At 71.2% G+C, this 24,506-nt stretch carries 21 protein-coding genes; 3 read left to right on the top strand and 18 right to left on the bottom strand.

Translation table 11 applies throughout. The annotated features are described in order from the left end of the window. The first annotated feature begins 75 nt into the window (after positions 1-75). Positions 76-471 carry a MaoC family dehydratase gene (locus U8525_RS05830; RefSeq protein ID WP_374262149.1) on the top strand — a complete coding sequence of 132 codons (396 nt, stop codon included), beginning with the start codon at positions 76-78 and terminating at the stop codon, positions 469-471. A 2-nt stretch (positions 472-473) separates the two neighbouring features. After that, complete coding sequence (locus U8525_RS05825) at positions 474-956, top strand: MaoC family dehydratase N-terminal domain-containing protein (protein WP_374262147.1); 483 nt, start codon at positions 474-476, stop codon at positions 954-956. 16 nt (positions 957-972) lie between these two features. Here U8525_RS05825 and U8525_RS05820 read toward each other — a convergent pair whose 3' ends face one another. The 10 genes from U8525_RS05820 to trmFO all read right to left on the bottom strand — a co-directional run bounded on the left by U8525_RS05820 (position 973) and on the right by trmFO (position 14,782). After that, a complete protein-coding gene (locus U8525_RS05820; protein WP_374262144.1) occupies positions 973-1,758 on the bottom strand; it encodes a tetratricopeptide repeat protein in 786 nt (261 codons plus the stop codon). A gap of 3 nt (positions 1,759-1,761) precedes the next feature. Next, positions 1,762-3,603 carry a molecular chaperone DnaK gene (gene dnaK, locus U8525_RS05815; protein ID WP_374262141.1) on the bottom strand — a complete coding sequence of 614 codons (1,842 nt, stop codon included), beginning with the start codon at positions 3,601-3,603 and terminating at the stop codon, positions 1,762-1,764. 18 nt (positions 3,604-3,621) lie between these two features. Beyond that, positions 3,622-4,899: a tetratricopeptide repeat protein gene (locus U8525_RS05810; protein ID WP_374262138.1), complete on the bottom strand. Its 1,278-nt coding sequence runs from the start codon at positions 4,897-4,899 to the stop codon at positions 3,622-3,624. 93 nt (positions 4,900-4,992) lie between these two features. After that, a complete protein-coding gene (locus U8525_RS05805; RefSeq protein WP_374262136.1) occupies positions 4,993-6,216 on the bottom strand; it encodes an aspartate aminotransferase family protein in 1,224 nt (407 codons plus the stop codon). Positions 6,217-6,274: 58 nt separating this feature from the next. Further along, complete coding sequence (gene hslU, locus U8525_RS05800) at positions 6,275-7,672, bottom strand: ATP-dependent protease ATPase subunit HslU (RefSeq protein ID WP_374262134.1); 1,398 nt, start codon at positions 7,670-7,672, stop codon at positions 6,275-6,277. A gap of 12 nt (positions 7,673-7,684) precedes the next feature. Further along, positions 7,685-8,212: an ATP-dependent protease subunit HslV gene (gene hslV, locus U8525_RS05795; RefSeq protein ID WP_374262132.1), complete on the bottom strand. Its 528-nt coding sequence runs from the start codon at positions 8,210-8,212 to the stop codon at positions 7,685-7,687. 249 nt (positions 8,213-8,461) lie between these two features. Beyond that, entirely contained in the window at positions 8,462-9,364 is a 903-nt protein-coding gene (locus U8525_RS05790; RefSeq protein WP_374262129.1) for a tyrosine recombinase XerC, read from the bottom strand. A 63-nt stretch (positions 9,365-9,427) separates the two neighbouring features. Next, entirely contained in the window at positions 9,428-11,698 is a 2,271-nt protein-coding gene (locus tag U8525_RS05785; protein ID WP_374262127.1) for a kinesin, read from the bottom strand. A 103-nt stretch (positions 11,699-11,801) separates the two neighbouring features. After that, entirely contained in the window at positions 11,802-13,421 is a 1,620-nt protein-coding gene (locus U8525_RS05780) for a gliding motility protein (RefSeq protein ID WP_374262125.1), read from the bottom strand. Next, positions 13,418-14,782, bottom strand: coding sequence for a methylenetetrahydrofolate--tRNA-(uracil(54)-C(5))-methyltransferase (FADH(2)-oxidizing) TrmFO (gene trmFO, locus U8525_RS05775; RefSeq protein WP_374262123.1), 1,365 nt, complete (start codon positions 14,780-14,782; stop codon positions 13,418-13,420). Before trmFO ends, U8525_RS05780 begins: the two co-directional genes overlap by 4 nt. 227 nt (positions 14,783-15,009) lie before the next feature. Between trmFO and U8525_RS05770 the strand changes: the two genes are divergently transcribed. Then, entirely contained in the window at positions 15,010-15,402 is a 393-nt protein-coding gene (locus tag U8525_RS05770) for a TraR/DksA family transcriptional regulator (protein WP_374262120.1), read from the top strand. A 62-nt stretch (positions 15,403-15,464) separates the two neighbouring features. Here the strand turns inward: U8525_RS05770 and U8525_RS05765 are convergent, their stop codons facing one another. From U8525_RS05765 to pgeF, 8 genes are all read right to left on the bottom strand, one after another. Next, positions 15,465-16,040: an ExbD/TolR family protein gene (locus U8525_RS05765; protein WP_374262117.1), complete on the bottom strand. Its 576-nt coding sequence runs from the start codon at positions 16,038-16,040 to the stop codon at positions 15,465-15,467. A 2-nt stretch (positions 16,041-16,042) separates the two neighbouring features. After that, positions 16,043-16,567: an ExbD/TolR family protein gene (locus U8525_RS05760; protein WP_374262114.1), complete on the bottom strand. Its 525-nt coding sequence runs from the start codon at positions 16,565-16,567 to the stop codon at positions 16,043-16,045. A gap of 30 nt (positions 16,568-16,597) precedes the next feature. Beyond that, positions 16,598-17,353, bottom strand: coding sequence for a MotA/TolQ/ExbB proton channel family protein (locus U8525_RS05755; RefSeq protein ID WP_374262112.1), 756 nt, complete (start codon positions 17,351-17,353; stop codon positions 16,598-16,600). 162 nt (positions 17,354-17,515) lie between these two features. Further along, positions 17,516-20,110, bottom strand: a complete 2,595-nt coding sequence (topA, locus tag U8525_RS05750; protein ID WP_374262109.1) for a type I DNA topoisomerase — start codon at positions 20,108-20,110, stop codon at positions 17,516-17,518. Positions 20,111-20,133: 23 nt separating this feature from the next. After that, positions 20,134-21,264 (bottom strand): DNA-processing protein DprA, encoded by a 1,131-nt coding sequence (locus U8525_RS05745; RefSeq protein WP_374262106.1) that lies wholly within the window; start codon positions 21,262-21,264, stop codon positions 20,134-20,136. 145 nt (positions 21,265-21,409) lie between these two features. Continuing rightward, complete coding sequence (locus tag U8525_RS05740) at positions 21,410-22,624, bottom strand: LysM peptidoglycan-binding domain-containing protein (RefSeq protein WP_374262103.1); 1,215 nt, start codon at positions 22,622-22,624, stop codon at positions 21,410-21,412. A 26-nt stretch (positions 22,625-22,650) separates the two neighbouring features. Beyond that, positions 22,651-23,499, bottom strand: a complete 849-nt coding sequence (locus U8525_RS05735) for a tol-pal system YbgF family protein (protein WP_374262101.1) — start codon at positions 23,497-23,499, stop codon at positions 22,651-22,653. A gap of 88 nt (positions 23,500-23,587) precedes the next feature. Further along, positions 23,588-24,346, bottom strand: a complete 759-nt coding sequence (gene pgeF / locus U8525_RS05730; protein ID WP_374262098.1) for a peptidoglycan editing factor PgeF — start codon at positions 24,344-24,346, stop codon at positions 23,588-23,590. Positions 24,347-24,506: the final 160 nt, after the last annotated feature.

Raw genomic sequence — 24,506 nt, 5'->3', positions numbered from 1 at the left:
TGAGGTGGGGGCCGCCCCCTTCTTCGTTTCCGGCGGGACGTCCACGCCCGGGGATGCGGTAGGCTTCGGCGCCTCATGGCACGCACGTTCCAGGTGGGAGACACCTTCACGCACGTCCGCCAGTGCGACCGGCTGCGGCCGGTGTATTACGCGGGCGCTTCCGGGGACTACAACCCCATCCACATCGACCCGGAGGTCGGCAGGCTCGCCGGCTTCAACGGCGTCATCCTCCAGGGGCTCTGTACGCTGGGCTGGGCCGTGGAGGCCGTGGCCGTCTTCGTGGGGGACCCGGGGCTCGTGCGCCGCGTGAAGGTGCGCTTCTCCCGGCCCGTGCTGCCCGAGGACACCGTCACCTTCCAGGGCCGCGTCACCACCATCGCGGATGGCCGGCTCACCACGGAAGTCACCGCCACCAACCAGCGCGGCGAGCCCGTCCTCCGGGGCGCCGTCGTGGAAACCTCGCTCGGATAGCCATGGCCCTGGACCCCAAGTTCGTCGGCCGTGCCTACGGCCCCTTCACCTACGAAGTCGGCCTGGAGAAGCTGCGCGAGTTCTCCCTCATCCTCGGCGGCGCCGTGCCCTCCGCGGGCACCTTCGGCGAGCCCCCGGCGCACGTGAGCCCCCTGCTCTACTCGCAGGACGCGGCGCGGGCGGGCCCCTACGGCGACGTCATCGCCTCCCCCAGCTTCGCGGTGGTGTTCGCCATCCGCCCCTTCAGCGCCGCCATCGCGGATCCGGAGCTGGGCGTGGACCGCGTGCGGCTGGTGCACGGCGAGCAGGAGCTGGAGTTCCTGGGCGTGATGCGCCCCGGGGACGTGCTCACCACCACGGGCTCCATCACGGAGCTCTACCGCAAGGCGGGCATGGACTTCCTCGTCGTCACCACGGAGACGCGCAACGCGAAGGGCGAGCCCGTGGTGCGCGGCGTGTGGACGGCCGTCATCCGCCCCGCGTGAGCCGGCGGCGCGCGGCCTACTCGCCGGGGGCGATGATGCCCTCGTCGAGCAGCTGCGCGAGGATGCGCGCGGTGTCCAGGCGCGACATGCCGGACAGCGCGAAGAGGTCGTCGAAGCTCACCGCGCCATCGATCTGGGCCAGCACGAAGCCCGCGCGGTGGTCCAGGTTGAGCCAGATGATGTCGTCCGGCTGCAGCCGCACGCGCGGCATGCGGTTCAGGTCTCCCAGCCGGGCCTCCAGCATGGACATCAGGATGCGCTCGCTCCGGTCTCGCAGCGCCTCCACGCGCGGGTTCTCCGGGGCCAGGGACTGGGCCCGGCGCAGGAGCTCCACCGCCCCGGTGTGGTCATCCAGCGCCAGCAGGTCCTCCGCGCCGCGCAGCAGGCTCTCCACCTCCGAGCCCTCCGGCAATCCGCCCACCGGCGAGAAGGTGTCCGGCAGGCCGAACTCCTGCGTGCGGTGCGCCTCCGCGAGCAGGTCCAGCGCGTCGCCGCGCATCCCCGTGCCCTCCGGCAGGCTCACGGGCTCCCTCAGCGGGGCCTCCACCGGCCCAGGCGCGGAGGGGCCGGCCCAGGCGCCCCAGTCCGCCTCCTGCTCCGGGTTGGCCAGGTTCCACCCGGTGTCCCCGCCCGTGGCCCCCGGCTCCACCGGGCCGTCCCTCCCGAGCAGCCGGCGGGCGCGGGCGTTGTGTGGATCCAGCTCCAGGGCGCGGGCGAAGAGCTTCTCCGCGCCGGCCGTGTCGCCACTCAGGCGCAGCAGGAGTCCGGCTTCGACCAGCGCCTTGGCGCGGAGCGCGCTCACGGACTACCTCCCCGCGCGCCCGCCCGCCGAGCGCAACTGCGGCAGGCTCTGGGCCAGGGTCTCGCAGGCGCGGGTGAGCGCGCCCACGTCCTCGCCGCCGCGCACCTGGCGCGCATGGTCCAGCGCGGCCTCCGCGCGGGCGACGACGTCGGGAGAAAGGCCCCCGGCCCCGGGCATGAGCCGCACGCGGGACAGCGCGTCCACCAGATCGCGGGCCAGGGTGTCCAGCTCCATGCGCCGGCTCTTCAGCTCCTCCGTGTTGCGCGCCGTCACCAGCCAGTCGCGCTGCTCGTCCATGATGCGGCGCAGCTCATCCTCGGTGAGGCCGCTGGAGGCGGTGACGGTGATGGACTGGCGCAGGCCCGTGTCCCGGTCGCGCGCGGACACCGACACGATGCCCTCCGCGTTGATGTCGAAGGTCACCTCGATCTCGACCTGGCCTCGCGGCGCCTCGCGCAGGCCGGTGAGGAGGAACTCGCCCAACAGCTCGTTGTGGTGCGCGAGCTCGTGCTCGCCCTGGAGCACCATGATCTTCACCGTGCGCTGGAAGTCCTTGGAGGTGGCGAACACCTCCGTGGCGGACGTGGGCACGGTGGTGTTGCGAGGGATCAGCCGCCGCACGTAGCCGCCCGCGATGGCCACGCCCATGCTCTGGGGCGTGACGTCCAACAGGAGCAGCTCGCTCTGCTGCCCCACCAGCGCGTGCGCCTGGATGGCGGCGCCCAGGGCCACCACCTCCTCCGCGTGCACGCCCTTGCAGGGCTCGCGGCGGAAGTACTGGCGCACCTGCTCCACGATGCGGGGCATGCGCGACATGCCCCCCACCAGGATGACCTCCTTCAGGTCCGAGGGGCGCACCCTCGCCTCGCCCAGGACCTCCGAGGTGATGCCCACCAGGCGCTCGCCCAGGTCCGCCGTGAGCTCCTCCAGCTTCTCGCGCGTGAGCGTGGACTGCAGGTGCAGCGCGGCGCCTCCGCCCGGCGGCGTGCAGATGAAGGGCAGGTGCACCTGCGTCTCCTTCACCGACGACAGCTCCACCTTCGCCTTCTCCGCGGCGTCCTTCAGCCGCTGCAGCGCCATGCGGTCCTTGCGCAGGTCGATGCCGTGCTCCTTGGCGAAGCCGAACACCATCCACTCGATGATGCGGTGGTCCCAGTCCTCGCCGCCGAGGAAGGTGTCACCGCCGGTGGCCACCACGTCGAAGACGCCGTTGTTGATCTCCAGCACCGACACGTCGAAGGTGCCGCCGCCCAGGTCCAGCACGGCGATCTTCCCGTTCACCGTGCGCCCGAAGCCGTAGGCCAGCGCGGCCGCGGTGGGCTCGTTGATGATGCGCAGGACGTCCAGCCCCGCGATGCGGCCCGCGTCCTTGGTGGCCTGGCGCTGCCCGTCGTTGAAGTAGGCCGGCACGGTGATGACGGCCTGGGTGACGGGCCGGCCGAAGTGCGCCTCCGCGTCCGCCTTCAGCTCCGCCAGGATCATGGCGCTGACCTCCGGCACGGCGAGGTCGCGGCCCGCCAGCCGGATGCGCACGTCGTCGTGCTGGCCAGCCACCACCTGATACGTGAGCGCGCGCAGCGCGTCCTGCACCGGGTGCGAGGAGAACTTGCGGCCGATGAGGCGCTTCGCCGCGGACACCGTGTCCTGCGGGTTGGTGATGGCCTGCCGCTTGGCGATGCCGCCCACCAGCCGCTTGCCGTTCTTCGACACCGCCACCACGGACGGGGTGAGGGGCTGGCCGGTGCGGTTCTTGATGATGAGGGGCTGACCGTCCTGCACCGTGGCGACGAGGCTGTTCGTCGTCCCCAGGTCGATGCCAATCAGCGGTTCGGACTCAGCAGGCATGGGGACGCGTGCACCTCATCACGTGAACGTCCAGCGAAGCTTCTTGAGGGCGGCGCGAGCGTCCGAGTTGTCCGGATCCAGGCGCGCGACCTCCTCGAAGTGGTGCTTGGCCTGCTTCTTCTGCCCCGCCACCAGGAGCACCTGGGCCAGCAGCAGCTGGTAGTCCGCCCGCCCCGGCTTCAGCTCCACCGCGCGCTGCGCGAGCTTCAGCACCTCCTGCGCGTCCTGCGTCAGCTCCCGTCCCACGCGCGCCGCCTGGTAGGCCGCCTCCGGGTTGTCCGGGTTGAGCGACACGGCCAGCTTGTAGGCCGCCTGCGCCCCGGCGAAGTCCCCGCTCATCTCCAGTTCCTGGCCCCGCTCCACCTCCGCCTGCGCGCGCGACAGGTCGTGCTTGCGGCGCGCCTCCATCAGCAGCTGGGTGACCTCGCGGTTCTTCGGGTCCAGGCCCAGCACGTGGTTGAAGTCCTGGTAGGCCCGCTCGAAGTCCCCGCGCGCGGTGGCCGCCTTGCCCCGGGCGATGAGCTCCGTGAGCTTGTGGCTGCGCGCCATGTACGGGTGGCGCGCGAGGCGGGCCTGGCGCTCGGCGCGACGGGCCTCGGACTCCGGGTCCGCCGGGGGCGGCGCGGCGGGCGGCGGCGCCGCTGGGGGCGGGGGCGTCACCGCCGCGAAGGCGCTGCCGGACACCGTGCGCCCGGCCGGGGGCGGCGCGGGGGCGCGCGGGGCCGGGGGCGGCGGCGCGGCGGGGCGCGGGGGCTCCTGCCGGCTGAGGGCGTTGTGGGCGTCCGTGAGGCGCTTGAAGATGCGCTCCAGCCGGGCGCGGAAGCTGCCCAGGTTCTTCCCGAAGTAGCGGTCCGGGTGGAAGCGGCGGGACGCGTTGTAATAGGCCTGCTTCACCTCCTGCGGGGTCGCGCCCCGGGACAGGCCCAGCACCGCGTGGTGGTCCATCCCGTCCAGCGAGCGCTCCATCTCGATGATGTCGCGCTTCTGCTCGGGCTCCAGGTCCACCTCCTCCGACAGGGCGGCGTCCAGCACCGGAGTGGCCGGCGGGGCGCGCTGCACCACCCGGGCGGGCACGATGGCCCCCTTGGCGCGCAGCGACAGCAGCACGGCGATGGTGCGCGCCTCCCCCAGCGAGGAGCGGGACAGCACGGCGTCGATGCGCTCCACGCGGCCCACCAGCGCCAGCACGGAGCCCTCCTCCGGGCTGAGCTGGAGACGGGCCGGGTCCAGGTGGGGCACCGTGGCGATGTGGTCGGTCCTGCCCCCCAGGCCGACGATGGGGTTGGGCGCGCTCAAGGTGTCACATTCCGCAGGCTGGCGAATCCCCAAGTGTAGGTGCCCAGGAAGCAAGGCGTCAAACCTTCCCGGGTGCCCGAAAACCCTCCCATTCTACAGCGCGGAGAGGACGCGCTGGAGGAGCCCCAGCGCTTCGTCGAGTTCCTGTCGCGTGATGATGAGCGGCGGGGCGAACCGCAGGGTGACGTCCCCTGCGGAGTTCACCAGCAATCCGGCCTCTCGCAGCTTCGCGATGACGGGGGCGGCCTCCCGGTCCAGCTCCACGCCCAGCAGCAGCCCCAGCCCGCGCAAGGCCTTGATGCGGCCCTCCGGCAGGGCGGCCTGGAGAGAGCGCGCGCCGGCGAGGAAGTGCTCGCCCTTGGCCTGCACCTCGGCCAGGAAGCCGGGCTCGCTCAAGAGCCGCATCACCACGTTGCCCGCGGCGGCGGACACCAGGTTGCCGCCGAAGGTGGAGCCGTGCGTGCCCGGCGAGAGGCTGGCCGCCAGGTCCTCGCGGCACAGCATGGCGCCGATGGGCAACCCGTTGCCCAGCGCCTTGGCGATGCTGATGGCGTCCGGCTGGATGCCGTGGTGCATGAAGCCGAAGGGCTGGCCGGTGCGGCCCATGCCCGTCTGGACCTCGTCCACGAGCAGCAGCAGGCCCTGCTCGTCGCAGAGGGCGCGCAGGCCCTGGAGGAAGCCTGGGGGCGCCATGCGCACGCCGCCCTCGCCCTGGATGGGCTCCACCAGGATGGCGGCGGTGGATGGCCCCACGGCGCGGCGCACCGCCTCCAGGTCGCCGTACGGCAGGTGCCGGAAGCCCTGGGGCAGCGGCTCGAAGCCGGCGTGGTACTTCGGCTGGCCGGTGGCGGTGACGGTGGCCAGCGTGCGGCCGTGGAAGCTCTTCTCGAAGGAGAGGATCTCGAAGCGCTCGGGCGTGCCCCGGTCCTTCATCACCTTGCGCGTCAGCTTGATGAGGGCCTCGTTGGCCTCCGCGCCGGAGTTGCAGAAGAAGGCGCGCGGCAGGCCGGCCCAGTCGGAGAGACGCGCGGCCAGGTCGATCTGCGGCTGCGAGTAGAAGACGTTGGACACGTGCCACAGCGTGTCCAGCTGCGCCTTGGCCGCGGCGACGACCTCCGGGTGGCAGTGGCCCAAGGCGCACACCGCGATGCCGCCGATGCAGTCCAGGTACGCCTTGCCATTCGCGTCCCACACCCGGGTGCCCTGTCCGCGGACCAGGGCAATGGGTTGCTGCTTGTAGTTCTGCAGCAGGTGCTGCTTCGCCTTCTGGATGAGGGCTTCATTGCCAGGGGCGGATGCGGGGGACGGCGTGTGCAAGTGGGGTACCTCTCTCTTCCCGACGACGCGGTGGGACGACGCGGCGGACCCTAGCGCGCTAGAGGATGTAGCGCGACAGATCCTCGTCCTGGACGATGGCGGCCAGGCGCTCGCGCACATAGGCGCCGTCCACCTGGAAGTCGCGCGGGCCCATTTCGCTGGCGGTGAACGACACCTCATCCAGCAGGCGCTCCAGCACGGTGTGCAGCCGCCGGGCGCCGATGTTCTGCGTGCGCTCGTTGGCCTGCTGGGCGATGCGGGCGAGCTCCGCCACCGCGTCGTCCGTGAAGGACAGGCGCACGCCCTCCGTCGCGAGCAGCGCGGTGTACTGGCGCAGGAGCGAGTTCTTCGGCTCGCGCAGGATGCGCACCAGGTCGTCGCCGGACAGCGGCTCCAGCTCCACGCGGATGGGGAAGCGGCCCTGGAGCTCCGGGATGAGGTCCGACGGCTTGGACACGTGGAAGGCGCCCGCGGCGATGAAGAGCATGTGGTCCGTCTTCACCTGGCCGTACTTGGTGTTGACGGCCGAGCCCTCCACGATGGGCAGGATGTCGCGCTGCACGCCCTCGCGCGAGACGTCCGGGCCCCCGCCGCCCTTGCCGCCCTCGCGGCTGGCGATCTTGTCGATTTCGTCGATGAAGACGATGCCGCTGGACTCGGCGCGCGCCACGGCCTCGCGCTGGACGCGGTCCGGATCCACCAGCTTCTGCGCCTCCTCCGCGCGCAGCACCTGGAGCGCCTCCGGCACGCGCAGGCGGCGCTTCCGGGTGTTCTTCATGCCCGGCATGTTCTTGAACAGGTCCTGGAGGTTGACGCCGATCTCCTCCATGCCCTGGCCGCTGAAGTTGCGCATGAAGGTGGGCGTGCTCTCGCTGGTCTCCACCTCCACGGTCTGATCATCCAGCGTGCCGGCGCGCAGCTGGGCGCGCAGCTTCTCCCGCTCGCTGTCGCCCAGGTGCGGGGACGCGGGGGGCGGCGGAGGCGAGAAGCCGAACGGCGGCGAGGTGGTGGTGCGCGCCTGCCCGCCGTTCTTGATGAGCTCCATCAGCCGGTCCTCGGCCAGCTCCTCCGCGCGCGGCTGGACCTTCTCCGTCTCCTCCTCGCGCACGAGCGCGATGGAGGCCTCGACGAGGTCGCGGATCATCGACTCGACGTCGCGGCCCACGTAGCCCACTTCGGTGAACTTGCTGGCCTCCACCTTGACGAAGGGGGCCTGGGACAGCTTCGCCAGGCGGCGGGCGATCTCCGTCTTCCCCACGCCGGTGGGGCCGATCATGATGATGTTCTTCGGGTAGATCTCATCCCGCAGGTCGTCCGGCACCTGCTGGCGGCGCCACCGGTTGCGCAGCGCGATGGCGACGGCGCGCTTGGCGTCGTTCTGCCCGACGATGTAGCGGTCCAGCTCGCTGACGACCTCGCGAGGCGTGAAGGCGGACAACTTGCGCGATTCGGCCACGGGGCGGTCCTCTCAGAGCTCTTCGTAGGTGACGTTGGCGTTGGTGTAGACGCAGATGTCCGCGGCGATGGCCATGGCCTGCGCGCAGATGTCGCGGGCGGACAGCTGCGAGTGCGCCTGGAGGGCGCGCGCGGCGGCCAGGGCGTAGTGCCCTCCGCTGCCCACGGCGGCGATGCCGTGGTCCGGCTCGATGACGTCGCCCGCGCCGGAGAGGATGAAGGTCTTCTCCTTGTCCGCGACGATGAGCAGCGCCTCCAGGCGGCGGAGGAAGCGGTCGGTGCGCCAGTCCTTGCCCAGCTCGACGCAGGCGCGGGCCAGGTTCTTCTGGTGCGCCTTGAGCTTGGCCTCGAAGCGCTCGAAGAGCGTGAAGGCGTCCGCGGTGCTGCCCGCGAAGCCGGCGAGCACCTGCCCCTCGCCGAGCTTGCGCACCTTGCGCGCGGTGTTCTTCATGATGGTCTTGTCGAGGCTGACCTGGCCGTCGCCCGCGATGACGACCTTCCCGTCGCGGCGAACGCAGAGGATGGTGGTGCCGTGGAACATGACCGGGGGTTTAACAAGACCGCCCGGTCGCTACCCACAAAAACTGCCTGGCTGTCCGCTCCCGCACCCTGGGGGAGCGCTCAGGTCGCGGTCGCCTGCACCCAGCGGCCCACCCGAGTGACCAGGGCCACCTTCTCCGCCTTGACCGCCCTCGCGTCCGGCAGCGAGACGGCGCCCCGGTCCGGCGCCAGCCACGCCACCAGGCCCGAGTCGTCTTCGCGCCCCGGTGGAACATGAGCTGATTCGGCTTCACGCGCGGGGGTGCGCGGCGTCGTAGACCTCCTGAAGCTGTTCGAAGGTCACGTGGGTGTACTTCTGCGTGGTGGACAGGCTCGCGTGCCCCAGCAGCTCCTGGATGCTGCGGATGTCCGCGCCGCCGCCCAGCAGGTGCGTGGCGAAAGAGTGGCGCATCGCGTGCGGGCTCACCTTGCGCGCCAGGGCCAGCTTGAGCACGTACGCGTCCAGGTGCCTCGCGATGCTCCGGGGCGTGAGCCTCCCGCCGCGGAAGTTGAGGAACAGCGCGTCCGGGTCCTGCCCGTCGTGCACCGTGGCAAGCAGCTCCCCGCGCCGCTGGAGATATGCCTCCAGGCACTGGATGGCCTTCGCGTTGAGCGGCACGAGCCGCTCCTTGCTGCCCTTGCCCATCACCCGGACGATGCGGCTGCTCCGGTCCACGCCCAGGAGATCCAACCCGCACAGCTCGCTGATGCGAAGGCCGCCGCCGTAGAGCATCTCCAGGATGGCCTTGTCGCGCAGCCCCAGCACCGTCTTGACGTCCGGCATGTCGAGGATGGCGAACACCTCCTCCACCGGCAGCACCTTGGGCAGCGACTTCGGCAGCTTGGGGCTCTTCACCAGCTTGGCGGGGCTGGCCGACAGCAGCTTCTGCCGCACCAGGTACTTGTAGAACGACTTGATGCTCGCCAGCCGCCGCGCGCGGCTTGAAGGCGCGTGGTCCACCGCCAGCGTGCCCAGGTAGCCGCGGATGGCCGCGTGCGTGCCCGCCAGCAGCGACAGCTTCATCCGCTCCACGAGGTAGCGCTCATAGTCCACCAGGTCGATGAGGTAGTTGCGCACCGTGTGAGGGGACGCGCTCTTCTCGCCTTCGAGGTGGACCTTGAACTGCTCCAGCAGCGGGGACAGGGTCGACATGGTCGGGGAAGCCTAGGGGCCTCCCCGAGCCTCGCAAGATTCGCGTCGCGCCGCGAGCCCGCCCTACTTCTCGGGGGCCGGAGCGGGCGCGGCGGCCGGGGCCGCCCCTGACGGAGCGGGCGCGCCCGGCAGCTCGGACGGCACCAGCTTGGGCAGGAGCATGCGGCAGGCGTCCTGGGACAGCCACTGGTGCGTGCACAGCCACTCCGTGACGGGCACGCGCACCTGCCAGCCCAGCACGAAGAGGATGAGCAGCGTGAGGCCGAGGCGGGCTCCCAGCGACATGCGGTCGGTCTCGTCGTCGTCGCGCGTGTTGCGCAGCGCCCCGCGCACCAGGTCCACGTGGTCCACCCGCGCCCCCTGGGGCAGCTTCGGCTTGCGGGTGATGAGCGTCGCCACGCCGCGCGTGAGCATCAGCCGGTCGTTGAGCGCCCAGCCGGAGCCCTCCAGCAGCAGCGCCAGGTTGCGCCGGCGCAGCTTCAGCCACCCGAGCAGCCCCGCGGGCGCCATCACCACGATGGCCAGGATGGTGGCCGCGGTGATGACGTCCACCAGCGTGAGCGACTTCACCTGCGTGAGGATGAACGCCAGCGACGAACCGAGCGCCGCGAACGCGATGCCGCCCGCCGCGAGCACGCCCGCGAGGCCGCCTCCCGCCGCGGGCGCCGCACCTGGCGCGGCCGGAGCCGCCGCCGGCGGTGGCGCCGTCACCGTCTTCGTGTAGCCGGACTCCAGCGACGCGTCGAAGTCCTTCTCTCCCGACGCGGCCAGCCCCTCCACCTTGCTGGTGATGAACGAGCCGATGCGCATGAAGGGCATGGTCATCGACTCCCAGAGCGACACGGGCTGGCGGATGACCTGCGTGACGATGGCGTCGCTCTCCTTGCCGTCCACGTCGTAGAACACGCCGCGCTTGCCCACGACGAGCTCCGTGCTGCGGCCCGCGGTGACGGGCACCGCCACCTCGTAGGCCTCCGCCGCGTCGCGGGGCAGCACCTTCACGTAGAGGATGCAGGTGGTCCCCTGCCCCGTCAGCGCCGCGTGCGCCGCGCGGTCCGTCACCAGCACGGACAGCGTGTACTTGCGCCCGCCCAGGATGAGCGTGCCCTTCTCCATCAGCGCCCGCCGCTTGGGCAGGTACAGGCTGGGCATGCTGATGAAGTTGTTGGCGAACAGCAGCAGCCAGCGCTGGTACAGCACCAGCCGCTCCAGCTCCGCGATGACGTCCAGCGTGGGCTTGAGCGCCAGGTCCTCGCGGCTCGCCGCGTCCAGCGCGTCCAGGTCCTCGTCCGGCACCGCGCCCAGCGTGTCCGCCATCGCCTGCAGGGGGCTCGCGTCGCGCTTCGCCTGCCAGCCGAGGATGGCCTCCGCCTTCGCGGACAGCTCGCGCCAGGCCGTGTCCGTCAGCTTCGCGCCGTCCCCCAGGAGCGGCGTCGCCACCTCCTGGTGGAAGGCCTCCAGCTTCTCGTAGCCGGCGCCGCGGTACAGCCGCGCCCACACCAGCACGCCGGAGGGGTCCGGCGGGGCGATGGGCAGCTCGTTCGCGGCCTTCCCCATGGCGCCCAGGTCGCCCAGCGCGCCCTCCACCCGGTCCGCGCGCAGGCGCAGGCTGGCGGCGGCCTCCGGCTGCGCGGCCACCAGCCTGCACTGCACGAAGTAGCCCTCCAGCAGCGGCGCCACGTCATGCACGCGCTTCGCCTGCTCCAGGCTCGCCGTGCCCCAGGTGAAGACGGCATCCCGCCCGCCCAGGTGCGCGAGCAGGGCCGCGCGCTCCTCGCGGAAGCGCGTCACCAGCCCCGCGTCCACGCCCGCCAGCCCCGCGCGGTTGGTCACCTGCGGGAAGGCCGCGATGATGGACTGGGCCAGGGGCCGCAGCCGCTCCGGCAGCGACGCCGGCGCGATGAGGCCGTCGCCGTTCTTGCCCGCGTCTCGCAGCGCCTTGTCGCTGGTGCGCAGTTGCTCCAGCGACAGGCGCGTGGCGTCCGGCGCGTTCAACGTGCGCAGCACCAGCTCCGCCGCCTCCTTGAGGTTGGACGCCGCGTCGGAGAGCGCCGACAGCTCCAGCACGTCGCTGCCCTCGTCCGCGCCCTTGCGGTCCTTCAGCCGCGCCGCCGTCCAGTCCACCGCGGCGCGAAGCTCCTCCACGCGGATGCGGCGGTTGCCGTCCGCGTCCATCAGCGCCAGGAAGCGGGGATCACACGCGATGCCCTCCATGGGACACGCGAGCGCCATCCACTGCGTCGCGGGAATCCTCACCGCCTCGGTGAGGGTGTTGAAGTCGGGGATGTCAACCTGGAGCGAGCCGCCGTAGCGGCGATAGACGAGCTGTGCCATGCGGCGCGCGAAGACAGCACACCCTGTGCGTGTGTGCACGCCTCAACAGCAGCCCACCCCCGGGAAGGGAGGGCCCGGCGGCCTCCCAACCCCGGGTCACGCCCTACTGCGCGGTGGCGACGGCGCTGTAGACCCCGGGGTTCTGCCCCTGGCCGATGATGTAGACGGCCCGCGCGTCATCCGGGCCCGCGAAGAGCACGGGCACCTGCACGCCCTGGTCGAGCGTCTTCCGCGCCCCCGACTTCACGTCGTACACCGCCACGTCGTAGGTGTCCGAGTCCATGCGCGCGTACGTCGCGAGCACGCGGGAGCCGTCCTCGGAGAACTTGTAGCTGAAGATGCCCTGCAGCCACGTCTTCGCCTCGGCCTGCTTCGCGTTCAGGTCCACGGCCTTGAAGTCGCAAGCACGGCCGTTGCGGATGCAGTTGGTGCGGAACACCACCGCGCCGTTCTTCGGCGTGAAGCCGTAGCCGAACACGCCCGGCTGCACCTTCTCCGCCTTCTCCTGGCCCAGCGCGTACAGCATCAGGTCCACGGAGAACACCGGCTTCAGGAAGCGCGACAGGAAGGCCACGTAGCGGCTGTCCGAGCCCCACACGAAGTTGGGCACCCGGTCCCCCACCCGCTTGGGCGCGCCGTCCGGCAGCGACGCCACGCCCAGCGCGCCCGCGCGCGACGGCTGATCATACTTCTCCAGGAAGGCCACCGCCTTGGAGTCCGGCGCGAACGCCAGCTCCTCCACCGCCTCGCCCACCTTGCGCCCCGCGCCGCCGGACGCCGGGCCCACGTACAGGTCGCCCAGCTGCTCCGGCTTGCCGTTCTCCGTGCGCGCCAGCCACTTGCCATCCGGCGAGAAGGCGAACGCCTTCGTCCCCGTCGCCAGCTTCTGCCCCTTCAGCGCGGGCACGTCCGCGAGGTACAGGTCATACATCCCGCGCACGGCCTCGCTGCGCACCTGGTAGGCCACGTGCTTGCCGTCCGAGGACACCTGGTAGTCGCCCACCTGATCCGCCAGCTTGCGCGGCGGCTCGTTGGCCCCCACCGTCACCGCCGCCAGCCCGCCCGCGGCGGACAGCTTGCGCTTGAAGAGGAGCGTCTTGCCGTCCGGGGTGAACTGCGCGGTGCTCACCTCGCCCGCCACGGCCTGGAACGGCCCCTGCGGCAGCTGGCCCAACTTCAGCGTGCCCGCGTCCACGAAGGCCACGTTCACGCCATCCGGAGACGGCAGGAGGTAGCTCACCGCCGTGCCCAGCTTCACCGGCTCCGCGGCCGCGTCCGCGAGGGACAGCACGTTCAGCTCGCCGGACTGAGAGGCCGGGTTGTAGCCCGTCACGTACAGCAGGTGCTTGGAGTCCTGGGAGAACAGCAGGCTGCCCGGCACGTTCGTCACGCCGTCGCCCAGCGCGCGCGCCTTCCCGCCCGCCACGGGGACGACGTACAGCGAGCCCACCAGCATCTGCGGCGGGATGCCGTCCAGCCGGGGCTTCTGCCCGTTGAGCAGGAACGTGGCGAACTGCCCGTCCGGCGACAGGCGCAGGTCCGCCGCGCGCCCCGGCGCGAGCAGCTGCCCCTGCCCGCCCACCACCGCGGTGCCCTTCGCCGCGCTGCGGACCGTGTCGCCCTGCGCGGCGCTGCGCTGCGAGGGCGCGCCGCTGTCCTCGCCCTTCTTGCACCCCGACACCGCCAGCAGGGCCACCAGGCCCACCATCCCGGTTCGCTTCATGCGCTCGTCTGTCCTTCCGTCTGGGCGACAACGCCCGCGAGTGGCAGCCAGGCCGCCAGATCCTGCTTCGCGCGCGCCGAGTAGGCCGCGCGCTTGTCCGCCTTCTTCATCCGCCCCGACAGCGGCGGGAACAGGCCGTAGATGACGTTGGTGGGCTGGTGCGGGTGATCCGGCGGGTGCGCCTCCCCGGTGAGGTGCCGGTACAGCGAGCCCAGCGCCGTCGTCGCCGGGGGCGGCGCGAACGGCCTGCCCGTCAGCCGCGCGTGCACCGCCAGCGCCACCATGTAGCCGCACGCCGCGCTCTCCACGTAGCCCTCCACGCCCGTCACCTGTCCCGCGAAGAACACCCGCCGCTCCGTCTTCAACGACAGGTCCTCCGCCAGCAGGCGGGGCGAGTCGATGAACGTGTTGCGGTGGATCTGCCCCATCCGCAGGAACTCCGCATTCTGGAGGCCCGGGATGCACGTGCTGAAGATGCGCTTCTGTTCACCCCACGTCAGACGCGTCTGGAAGCCCACCATGTTCCACGCCGTGCCCGCCCGGTCCTCCATGCGCAGCTGCACCACCGCGTACGGGTCCGTCCCGGTGCGCGGGTCCTTCAGCCCCACCGGCTTCATGGGCCCGTAGGCCAGCGTGTCGTCGCCGCGCTCCGCCATCACCTCGATGGGCAGACACCCTTCGAAGTACTTCGGTTCCTCGAAGCTGTGCGGCACCACCTTCTGGCCCGCCTTCACCTCGTGGATGAAGCGCTGGTACTCGTCCTTCGACATGGGCAGGTTGAGGTAGTCGTCCCCGCCGCCCTTGCCGTAGCGGCTCTGGCGGAAGGCGATGCCCATGTCGATGGAGTCCCCGGACAGGATGGGCGCGATGGAGTCGTAGAAGTAGAGCTTCGTGCCCACGTGGCGCTCCAGGTCCGCCGTGAGCGCCTCCGACGTCAGCGGCCCCGTGGCCACCACCACGACGCCGTCCTCCGGCAGCCGCTCCACCTCGCCGCCCACCACCTCCACGCCCACCCCGGACACCAGCCGGGTGGTGATCTCGCGCGAGAAGCCCTCGCGCTCCACCGCCAGCGCGTCGCCCGCGGGCACGCGGTGCTGATCCGCGCTCGCGAGCACCAGCGACCCCAGCGCGCGCAGCTCCGCGTGCAGGAGGCCGATGGCGCTCTCCGGGTTGTCCGAGCGCAGCGAGTTGCTGCACACCAGCTCCGCGAGCGCGTCCGACTTGTGCGCGGGAGAGCGCTTGTGCGGCTTCATCTCCCGCAGCACCACCGGCACGCCGCGCCGCGCCAGCTGATACGCGCACTCCGTCCCCGCCAGGCCGCCACCAATCACCGTCACCCGCTGCTGCTTCACGTCCGACATGCATGCCTCCGGCACCCCGCACCGGGCGCCCAGAGGGCCCTGTAGCAGAGAGGCTCCGCCCTTTCACGTCCGCCCGCCTGCCCTGCGTCCCACCATGCGTGCGGAATGAGAGGCGAGGTTTCCCCACCTGGGATCCAACCCTAGGTTTCTCGCGGTCTTCGCTCGAAGCGGGAAGCGTCCGAGCGAGCGCCCTTCAACCGCGAACCTGGGATGGGAGTGACGCAGCCATGAGCCGAGCCGACGAATTGCTGAAGATCCGGGACCTGCTGCAGGAGCGTCGCAGGACCACCGAGACCGCCCAGAAGGGCGCCCTCCGGGAGCTGGCCGCCCTGAAGGACCAGGAGCGGGACCCCGAGTACGAGGAGCAGGCGCAGGCGGAGCTGGCGGACTACACGCTGTCCACGCTCATCGACGCGCAGCGCCGGGAGATCATGCTCATCGACGCGGCGCTCACCCGCATGGACTCCGGCGTGTTCGGCGAGTGCGTGGACTGCGGCAATGAGATCTCGCTAGACCGGCTGGAGGCCATGCCCTTCGCCATCCGCTGCGAGGAGGATGCCGCCATCCACGAGCAGGAGACGCGAGAGGCCGCGCGCCACGTGGGCAGCCTGTCCCTCTAGCGGGGCCGTCCCAGCGCTCCCCCGTGCGTCCATCCCGCGCGGGGGAGTCGTGCGTCCGGGGGCTACTCCGCGTCGCGCTGGAGCACGATGAAGCGGTAGTTCTGCAGCTCGTTCTCGCCCGCCGTGTAGAGCACCGTGAGCAGCAGGTCGTACGGGACCATCTTGTCCGCGATGACCGACAGCTCGTGGGTGAAGGGCGCCGCCGGGTTGCGGTCGGCGATGTACTTGAGCTTCGCCACTTCCTTCTTCAGCTGCTCATTCAGCCCCAGCACCAGGCGGCCCTGGAGCTGGTTCTCCGGGATGCGGCCGTCCTTCAGCCGCACCACCTCGCGGTCCCCCACCAGGATGTTCTTGGGGGTGATGGTGATGGCCACCGTGTCCTTGGGCGTGGCGCGCGTGGAGGACACCGGCGGCCGGACGTCCTCCGACGCGGTGATGGCCGCGGAGGACGACGCGAAGGACTTCAGGAGGAACACCAGGATGATGGTCATCATGTCCATCATCGCGGTGATGTTGAGCTCCTTCACCTCGCTGGCGGCCTCGCGCTCCTTGCGCTTCTTGCGCGCCAGGGCCCGGCGGTAGCGCATGCGCGCGAGCTGGTCGGCTTCCTCGGCGGACAGGGGCGCGGGTTCGGACATGGCTAGAGGACGCCCAGGGTGACGTCGGGGAAGAGCAGCTTGCGCTCGGCGGCGGTGCCCGTCGTCTCACGCAGGGCGTCCATCGTCTGGATCAGCGACTCGTAGGGGATGTCCGGATCCGCCGCGACGATGACCTTCGTCTCCTGCGGGAAGGCCGCCTTGAGCTTCACCATCTGCGCGTTCAGCGCGGCGAAGTCCTGCGTGCCGTCCGCGCGCAGGGGCAGCGTGGGCGCGCCGCCTTCCGTGACGGGGATCTCCGCGCTGTTGCCCCGGACGATGAGCCCCTTCTGGGAGATGAGCACGGACAGGTTCAGCTTGGGCGCGTCCGCGTCCCCACCCGCCCCCGCGGCGGCGCCGTAGCTGGGCGCGTTCACGTTGAGCGCGCCGAAGGCGGTGAGGCCGGTGATCGACAGCAGCATGAAGATGATGAGGTTCATGAGGATGTCGAGGTACGGGACGATGTTCAGCTCGCCCGCCTCCTCCTCTTCCCTCGGCTTCAGCTTGCGTCGCGAGTAGTGGAACGCCATGGCGTGTCCGGTGCCCTTCGACCGCGCGGCCTACGACGCGGCGCGGACGTCCGAGTCCGCGGGGACGACTTCCAGCGAGCCCCGGCGCGACAGCAGGTTCTCCAGCTTCAGGGCGTTGAGCTCCACCAGCTCCACCATGTTCTTGGCGTAGTTGCTGAAGAACAGGTGGGACACGATGCAGAGCACCGCGATGGAGAGGCCGAAGCCCGTGTTGTACATGGCCTCCGAGATGCCGTTGGAGAGCAGCGCCTGCTTCTGCTCCGCCGGCACGTTGCCCAGCGCGCGGAAGGTGCCGATGAGGCCCACGATGGTGCCCACGAGGCCCACCAGCGTCGCGATGTTCGCGAGCGACCACAGCCACTGCACCCGGCGCGAGACGTGCGGCGTGTACTCCGCCAGCGCCTCCTCCACCGCCTTGGCCACCTCCAGCTCACCGCGGTTCGCGTTGATGAGCCCCGCGCGGATGACGCGGGCCAGCGGCGAGCGCGGCGCCATCCCGCAGAACTTCACCGCGCGGTCCAGGTTGCCGCTCCGCACCATCTTGTGGACCTGCTCGATGAACGCCGCCGCGTTGAGGCGGTAGCGGAAGAGCAGCGTCACCGCGCGCTCGCCGATGACGGTCAGCGAGGCGGCCAGCCAGAACAGGTTCACGTACATGAACGGGCCGCCGGCCTTGAACGCGCCGACGATGAAGTCCCCCAGGCCTCCCGAAGAAGCATGGCCCGCCGCCGCGGGGGCGGCCTCGGCCACCACCACGCGCAGTAACTCACTGACAGAGGGAATCATCTCGGATCGCGTCCTTTCGCCGCCCCCGCGCGCACCCCCGCCGCGAGACGGACGGGAGGCATGCTGGTGGGCCGGGAACAATCCGGACTTCTAGGACTTCGCCCGCGAGGGTGTCAAGCCAGGGGGTAGGACGTACCCCCCTGGAATGACTGGGCTTTCCGCTCAGGCTCCCACGGTGGGCGTGGGAGCGGGCGCGGCCTCCGCGGAAGCCCCCGGAACGGCGGGCTCCACCACCTCGCGGCGGTAGTCACACGCCTTGTTGGGGCAGGCGATGTAGGCGCCGTCCCGCTTGGAGAACTTCTGCAGGAGGTAGGGCGACGCGCACTGCGGGCAGGCCTCCGCGAGCGGCCGGTCCCACGCGGCGAACTTGCACTCCGGATACCGGTTGCAGCCGAAGAAGATCTTCCCGCGGCCGCTGCGGCGCTCGGTGAGGTAGCCCACCTTGCACTCCGGGCAGTTGACGCCGATGGAGATGGGCTTGGACGTCTTGCAGTCCGGGTAGCCCGAGCACGCCATGAAGCGCCCGAACCGGCCGCGCTTGATCACCATGGGCTTGCCGCACTTCTCGCACGTCTCGTCCGTGGTCTCCTCCTCCACGATGACGATCTTGCCCTCGGCGTCCCGCTTGAAGTCCTTGGTGTTCTTGCAGTCGGGGTAGTTCGAGCAGGCGAGGAAGTGGCCCATCTTCCCGAACTTGATGACGAACGGGTTGCCGCACTTCTCGCAGGCGATGTCGGTCTTGATCTCCTCGCGCTTGACGTCGCGCATCTCCGCTTCGGCCTTCTCCAGGGTCTCCTTGAAGGGGCCGTAGAAGTCGTGCAGCACCGCCTTCCAGGACGCGCCGCCGTCCGAGATCTGGTCCAGCTTCTCCTCCATGCTGGCCGTGAACGTCACGTCCATCTCGTGGGGGAAGTGCTTGACCAGCATCTCGTTGGTCATCTGGCCCAGGTCCGTGGGGCGGAAGCGGCCCTCCAGCTTCTCCACGTACTTCTTGTCCTGGATGTTGGAGAGGATGGCCGCGTAGGTGGACGGGCGCCCGATGCCGCGCTCCTCCAGCTCCTTCACCAGCGTCGCCTCGCTGAAGCGCGGGGGCGGCTGGGTGAAGTGCTGCTCGTTGAGCAGCTTTTCCAGCGTGAGCCGCTCGCCCTCGTTGAGCGGCGGCAGCTCGCCCACCGCGTCCTCGGCGCCCTCTTCACCGGCGGCCTTGGCCTTCTCCGCCGCGGCCTCTTCTTCCGGCGTGAGGCCGGAGCCGTAGACGCCCAGGTAGCCGGGGAACTTCAGCGTGCTGCCGGACGCGCGGAAGGTGGCGCGGCCCGCGGTGATGTCCGCGCTGGTCTGATCATAGACGGCGGCCTTCATCTGGCACGCGACGAAGCGGTTCCAGATGAGCTCGTAGAGCCGGAACATGTCCAGCTCGTCCATGGCCTCGAAGAAGGGCCGCACGCGCTCGGGCGGGTACTCCAGGGACGTGGGCCGGATGGCCTCGTGCGCGTCCTGGGCGCCCTTGCGGCTCTTGTAGACCATGGGCTCCGGCGGCAGGTAGTCCGCGCCGAACTTCTTGCCGATGAAGTCGCGCACCTGCGTCACGGCGTCGTCGGACAGGCGCGTGGAGTCCGTGCGCATGTACGTGATGAGCGCCGTCTGGCCCTCCTCGCCCAGCGGCACGCCTTCGTACAGCTTCTGCGCCAGCGTCATCGTCTTCTTGGCGGTGAAGTGCAGCCGGTTCGCCGCCTCCTGCTGGAGCTTGGAGGTGATGAAGGGCGCGGGCGCGTTGCGGCGGCGCTCCTTGCGGTCCACCTTCGCCACGGTGAAGGGGGCGTCCTTCAGCTCCGCGACGAGCGCGTCCGTGGTGGCGCGGTCCTTCAGCTCCACCTTCTTGCCGTCCACGCGGGACAGCTTCGCCTTGAAGGGCGGCGGCCCCTGCGGGCCCTGCACCAGCGCGTCCAGCGTCCAGTACTCCTCGGGCTGGAAGGCCTTGATCTCCGCCTCGCGCTCGACGATCAGGCGCACCGCCACGGACTGCACGCGGCCCGCGGACAGGCCCCGGCGGATCTTCTTCCAGAGCAGCGGCGAGATTTGATAGCCGACGAGCCGGTCGAGGATGCGGCGGGTCTGCTGCGAGTCGTAGTTGTCCTGGTTGAGCTGGCGCGGCTGCGCGATGGCGTCCTGGACGGCGCGCTTGGTGATCTCGTTGAAGGTCACCCGCAGGGAGTCCGGGTGGCCCAGCTCCTCCTTGATGTGCCAGGCGATGGCCTCGCCCTCGCGGTCGGGGTCCGTCGCCAGGAAGACGCGGTCCACCGTCTTGGCCATCTTCTTCAGCTCGTTGAGGACCTTCTCCTTGCCCTTGATGACCGTGTACTCGGGCTTGAAGTCGTCCTCGACGTCGACGCCCATCTTGCTCTTGGGCAGGTCCTTCACGTGCCCCACGGACGCCTTCACCGTGTAGCCGGAGCCCAGGTACTTCTTGATGGTCTTCGCCTTGGCGGGAGACTCCACCACCACCAGGTAGTGCGGGCCCTTGCCACGGCGCTCAGGCACCTCCGCCTCGGCTTCCGCGTCCGCGTCCACGGTGGGCAGGTCGTCGCCGTCCGCGCCACGGCGGCGCGCCGCCGTCTTCTTCTTGGCGGTCGTCTTCTTCGCGGCCGTCTTCTTCTTGGCGGACTTCTTGGCCGCCGGCTTCTTGGAGGCCGCCTTCTTGGGCGTCTCCTCCACCGCCGACTCCGTCTGCGCCGCCTGTGTCTTCTTCCGCGTGGCCATGGCTCTCCTACCTCGAACTGCCTTTAAACCTTCTCGTACCGTTTACCCGGGTGCTGGACCACCAGCCCCGACAATTCCAGTTCCACCAGGGCGCTCGTGAGCGCCGCGGGTGACAGCGGGCTTCCAGCGAGCACCTCGTCGAAGGAGCGGGGGACCCGCTCCAACAGCCCGTAGGCCCCGCGCGCTTCCGCCGACAGCGCCTCCCACCACCCCGCGTCCCGCCCCGCGGGGACCGCACGGACCGGGTCAACGCCCACCAGCGCGCAGATTGCTTCCGGGGACGTGCAGGCGCGGGCCCGCCCGTCCGCCAGCAGGGCGTTGCAGCCCGCCGCGCCCGGCTGCCAGACGTCCCCCGGCAGGGCGAACACCGGCCGGCCCTGCGCCTGGGCCGCCTCCGCCGTGTAGAGGGCCCCGGAGTCCACCCCCGCCCGCATCACCAACACCGCATCCGACGCGCCAGCGATGAGCCGGTTGCGCCGGGGGAAGGTGGTCGTGCTCGCCCGCACCCCGGGCGGCAGCTCGCTGAAGTAGACCCCTCCCCGCTCAAGGAAGTGGGGTAGCAGCCGGGCCTGGGCGGGGTCCAGCGCGTCCAGCGCGGAGCCCAGGAAGGCCCACGTCTCCGCGCCCACGTCCAGGGCGCCCCAGTGGCAGGCCCGGTCCACGCCCTCCGCCGCGCCCGACACCACCCCCACCCCGGCCTCGGCCACCCTCCGGGCGAAGGTGCGCGCGAACGGAAGGAAGCCCTGATCCGGGTGGCGGCTGCCCACCATGGCCAGGCGCCGCCGGGGAGGCCCCGGAACGCCCAGGTAGAACAGCAGCGGAGGCGCGTCCTCCACGCCCACCAGCCGGTCGGGGTAGGCCGGCGTGCCCGCAAACGCCACCTGGAGGCCCGCCCGGGCACAGGCCTCCTCCGTCCGGGACGCCAGGGCGTCCAGCGACGCGACGGCGGCCAGCCGCTGGCGGACGGTCGCGGGCACCGGCACGTCCGCCACCCAGTCCCGCACGGGCGCGGCCGCGAGCCGGGCCAGCGCGCCCCCCGCGAACGCGCGCACCGCGGCCAGCGTCCGGGGCCCCAGGCCGGCAATGGCCCAGAGCGCCAGGGTGGCGCGCTGCTCGTCCCAGTGTAGGTGCGTGTCCGTGTTCGTGTCCGCCATGCCGTCCCCCGCCTGTTTCCCACCTATATAGAGGTGGCCACGAGAGGGGCGTGACACATAACACCGGTTCTTCGGGGGTCAAGCGACCCGCCCCTCCCGGGCGGGCCGGAATGCAGCATTCCTGCCGTTCCCGCGCGCCCGGGCCTCAGCGGCTGGCGGTGGGCGTTCCGTCCTTGCGCATGGTGGCGCGGTCGCCGGCGGAGACCTCCACCAGCGAGCGGGTCACCAGGCAGTTGGAGGTGCGCTCCCGCACTTCCGTGACCATGCACTGGGCCACGGCCTCCCAGGGGTAGGTCTTCTGGCCCTTGCCCGCGTCGCCCATCTTGTAGTCGCTGCGGCCGAGCACATCCAGGCTGGGGTCGCCGCGGCGCTCGATGGTGAAGATGTTGCCCACCTGCACGCCGTCCGCGGTGCCGCGGTCCACGACGACGAAGTGGTGCTCGCCCAGGAGCGTCTGGCCCGGCGTCATCGGCGTGAGCACGTAGCCGGGGATCTCCTTGCTGTTGGGCTTGGGGGCGACGCGCTCCGCCAGCTTCTCGCTGGAGGGGCCGACGAGGTCGCCGCGGGAGATGGCGTCCCACGTCTCCGTGATGCGGGCGGTCACCACGTCGTCGTTGATGGCGACGACCTGCACCGTGCCCAGCAGCTCCGTGAGGTAGCCCGTGCGCGCGTGGGTCACCGGGTGCTTCACCTCTTCCACGGTGTGGAAGATGACGTAGCGGTCGCCGATCTTCGCGGCGCCGCGCTTCTTGAAGCGCAGGTAGACCTTGTCCGGGGCGGAGAGCATCAGCGCCTCGGAGGCCGAGCCGTCGATCTTGCCCGCCTCGTCCAGCTCGCGCGGCGTCACGAAGCCCTTGGTCGTCACCGGGCGCGCGCTGGAAGGGTCGTAGCCGATCTTCCCGACCACCGACACCAGGCTGGAGCCGCTCACGTCCGTGGGCGCCGTCACGTCGTCCGCCGGCAGCTCCGTGGACTCCACGCGCGACGGGACCTCCTCGCCGCCCGGATAGAACTTCACGTTGTTGCCCGGGTAGATCCAGTGCGGGTTGGCGATCTGCGGGTTGTAGGACCAGACCTTGGGCCAGTACCAGGGGCTGCCCAGGTAGCGCTGGGACAGGTCCCACAGCGTGTCGCCCGTCTCGACGGTGTGCACCTGGCCGGGCGCGCTCTCACGGCCCTGCGGGGCGCCGGGCGGGAGCGTGACGGACGTGGGACGCTGCTCCACGTCGTCGGAGATGTCCTGCCCTTCCGTCTCGGAGGAAGACTGGGATTCATCCTCCTGCGCGTCCTGGGCGAAGGCCGTCCATGCCGGCGCGACGGTGAGGGGCACGAGCAGGGAGGCGAGGATCCGGGAGCGCATCGGACGACGTCCTTTCACAAAAGGGCTTACGGCGAGAGCGCGGCGAGCCGCTGCTCCGCCTGCGTGGCGGCGGCCGTCCCCGGGAACTGGGTGACGACGCGGGTATAGAGGGCTCGGGCGTCCACGGCCTGGTTCAGCCGCACCCGGCACTCCGCGAGCCGGAGCATGCCGTCCTGGACGGCGTCCCCGGCGGGATAGGTCTTGATGAGCCGTTCGAACGTCTTCGCCGCGCCCGCGGGGTCCTGGAGGCCCATCTGGCCCAGGCCGCTGAAGTACAGGGCGTTGTCGGCGCGGGGGTGGCGCGGGTTCTCCGCCGCGAAGCGCGTGAGCGTCTCCACGCCGCCCTCCACGTTGCCGGTGCGCAGCATGGCCACCGCGCGCTCGTACTCGGCGTCGAGGATGTCCGGATCCTTCTCCGGCGGCTCCGGGCGGGACGGCGTGACGGAGCCCGTCCCCGACGAGCCCTCCACCGGGGAGATGAACATCTCCATCTGATCCTCGTCCGGCTCCACCACCGCCACCGCCGTGTTGATGCGCGGCGCGGGTTCCTTCTTCGGCTTGAGCCGCACCACCGTCAGCTCCGCGGGCGCCAGGCCCAGCGGCTCGCCGCCCTCGGGCGAAGCGGCCTGGGGCTTCGCGCTCGCGGTGGCCGCCGGGGTCGCGGCGGGGGCCGGGGTGACGCTCCGAGCGCGGGAGACGGCGTCGCGGTTCTCCAGCCGCTCCAGGCGCTCCAGCAGCGACGCCTGGGCCGCGCGAAGCGTGCGCACCTCCGCCTCCAGCCGGCCCACTTCCGTCTGCGAGGCAGCGGTGGTGGCGCAAGCGGTCGGCGCGGACAGCGCGACGGCGGCAAACAGGCGGAAGAGGAAGGGACGCACCGGCACGGGCCTGGACGGAGGGAACTCCGGGTCGAGGATAGGAAGGCCGGTCGGAGACCGTCAAGAAAACGACCCCGGCCAGGCCCCGCTAGAAGCGGTGCAGCACGTAGTTGAGGTGCCGCCCGGTGCGCCCCGCGTCCCGCCGGTGCGAGAAGAACCGCTCCGGATCACACGCCGTACAGGCCTGTAGCACGTCCACCCGGTCCGCGCGCACCCCCGCCTTCACGAGCGACGCCCTCACCGCGCGCGGTAGGTCCAGGTGCGGCGTGTCCCCCGCGCGGACGACCTCCTCGCCGAAGCGCGCGCGGAAGCGGTCGCCCAGCTCGGCGGACACCTCGTAGCAGCACGCCTGGATGCAGGGGCCCACCGCCGCCAGCAGGTCCTCCGGCCGGCTGCCTCGCGCCACGAGCGCCTCCACCGCGCGGGCGCTGATCTCCAGGTCCGTGCCCCGCCACCCGGAGTGCACCGCCGCCACGCGCCGGCCGCGCGGATCCACCAGCAGCACCGGCACGCAGTCCGCGGTGCCCACCGCCACCCAGCTCCCCTCCCCTTCCGTCCACAGCGCGTCCGCTTCCCCCAGCGTCGGGCGCAGCACGTCGTCGGCCTCGCCGCGCGCCTCCAGCACCGTGTCGCCGTGCACCTGCGACACCCGGCAGAGCGCGCCCAGGCTCGCGCCCGCGGCCCGGGCCAGCCGGCGGTGGTTCTCCTCCACCCGGGGGCGCTCGTCGCCCACGGAGAAGCCCAGGTTCAGCGACGCGTAGGGCCCTTCGGACACCCCTCCCGCGCGCGTGGCGAAGCCGTGCGGCACCGGCAGCAGCGCGGACCTGATGAACTCGGGCGTGGACATGGGCGGCTCTCCTGACTCCGGGCACCCGCGGCCCTCAGCGGTGCGTCCACCGTGCCACGGGCGCAGCCCTTGAAAACAAGAACATGCCGGAGAACAACACCCTCGTTTCAATATTTCGACGCCGGCACGTTTGACAGGGCGTGTCACGCCCCTGACAATT

Origin of the sequence: Corallococcus sp. RDP092CA (genome assembly GCF_041903675.1) — a bacterium.
GTDB lineage: Bacteria > Myxococcota > Myxococcia > Myxococcales > Myxococcaceae > Corallococcus.
This window is presented reverse-complemented; position numbering and strand designations above follow the sequence as displayed.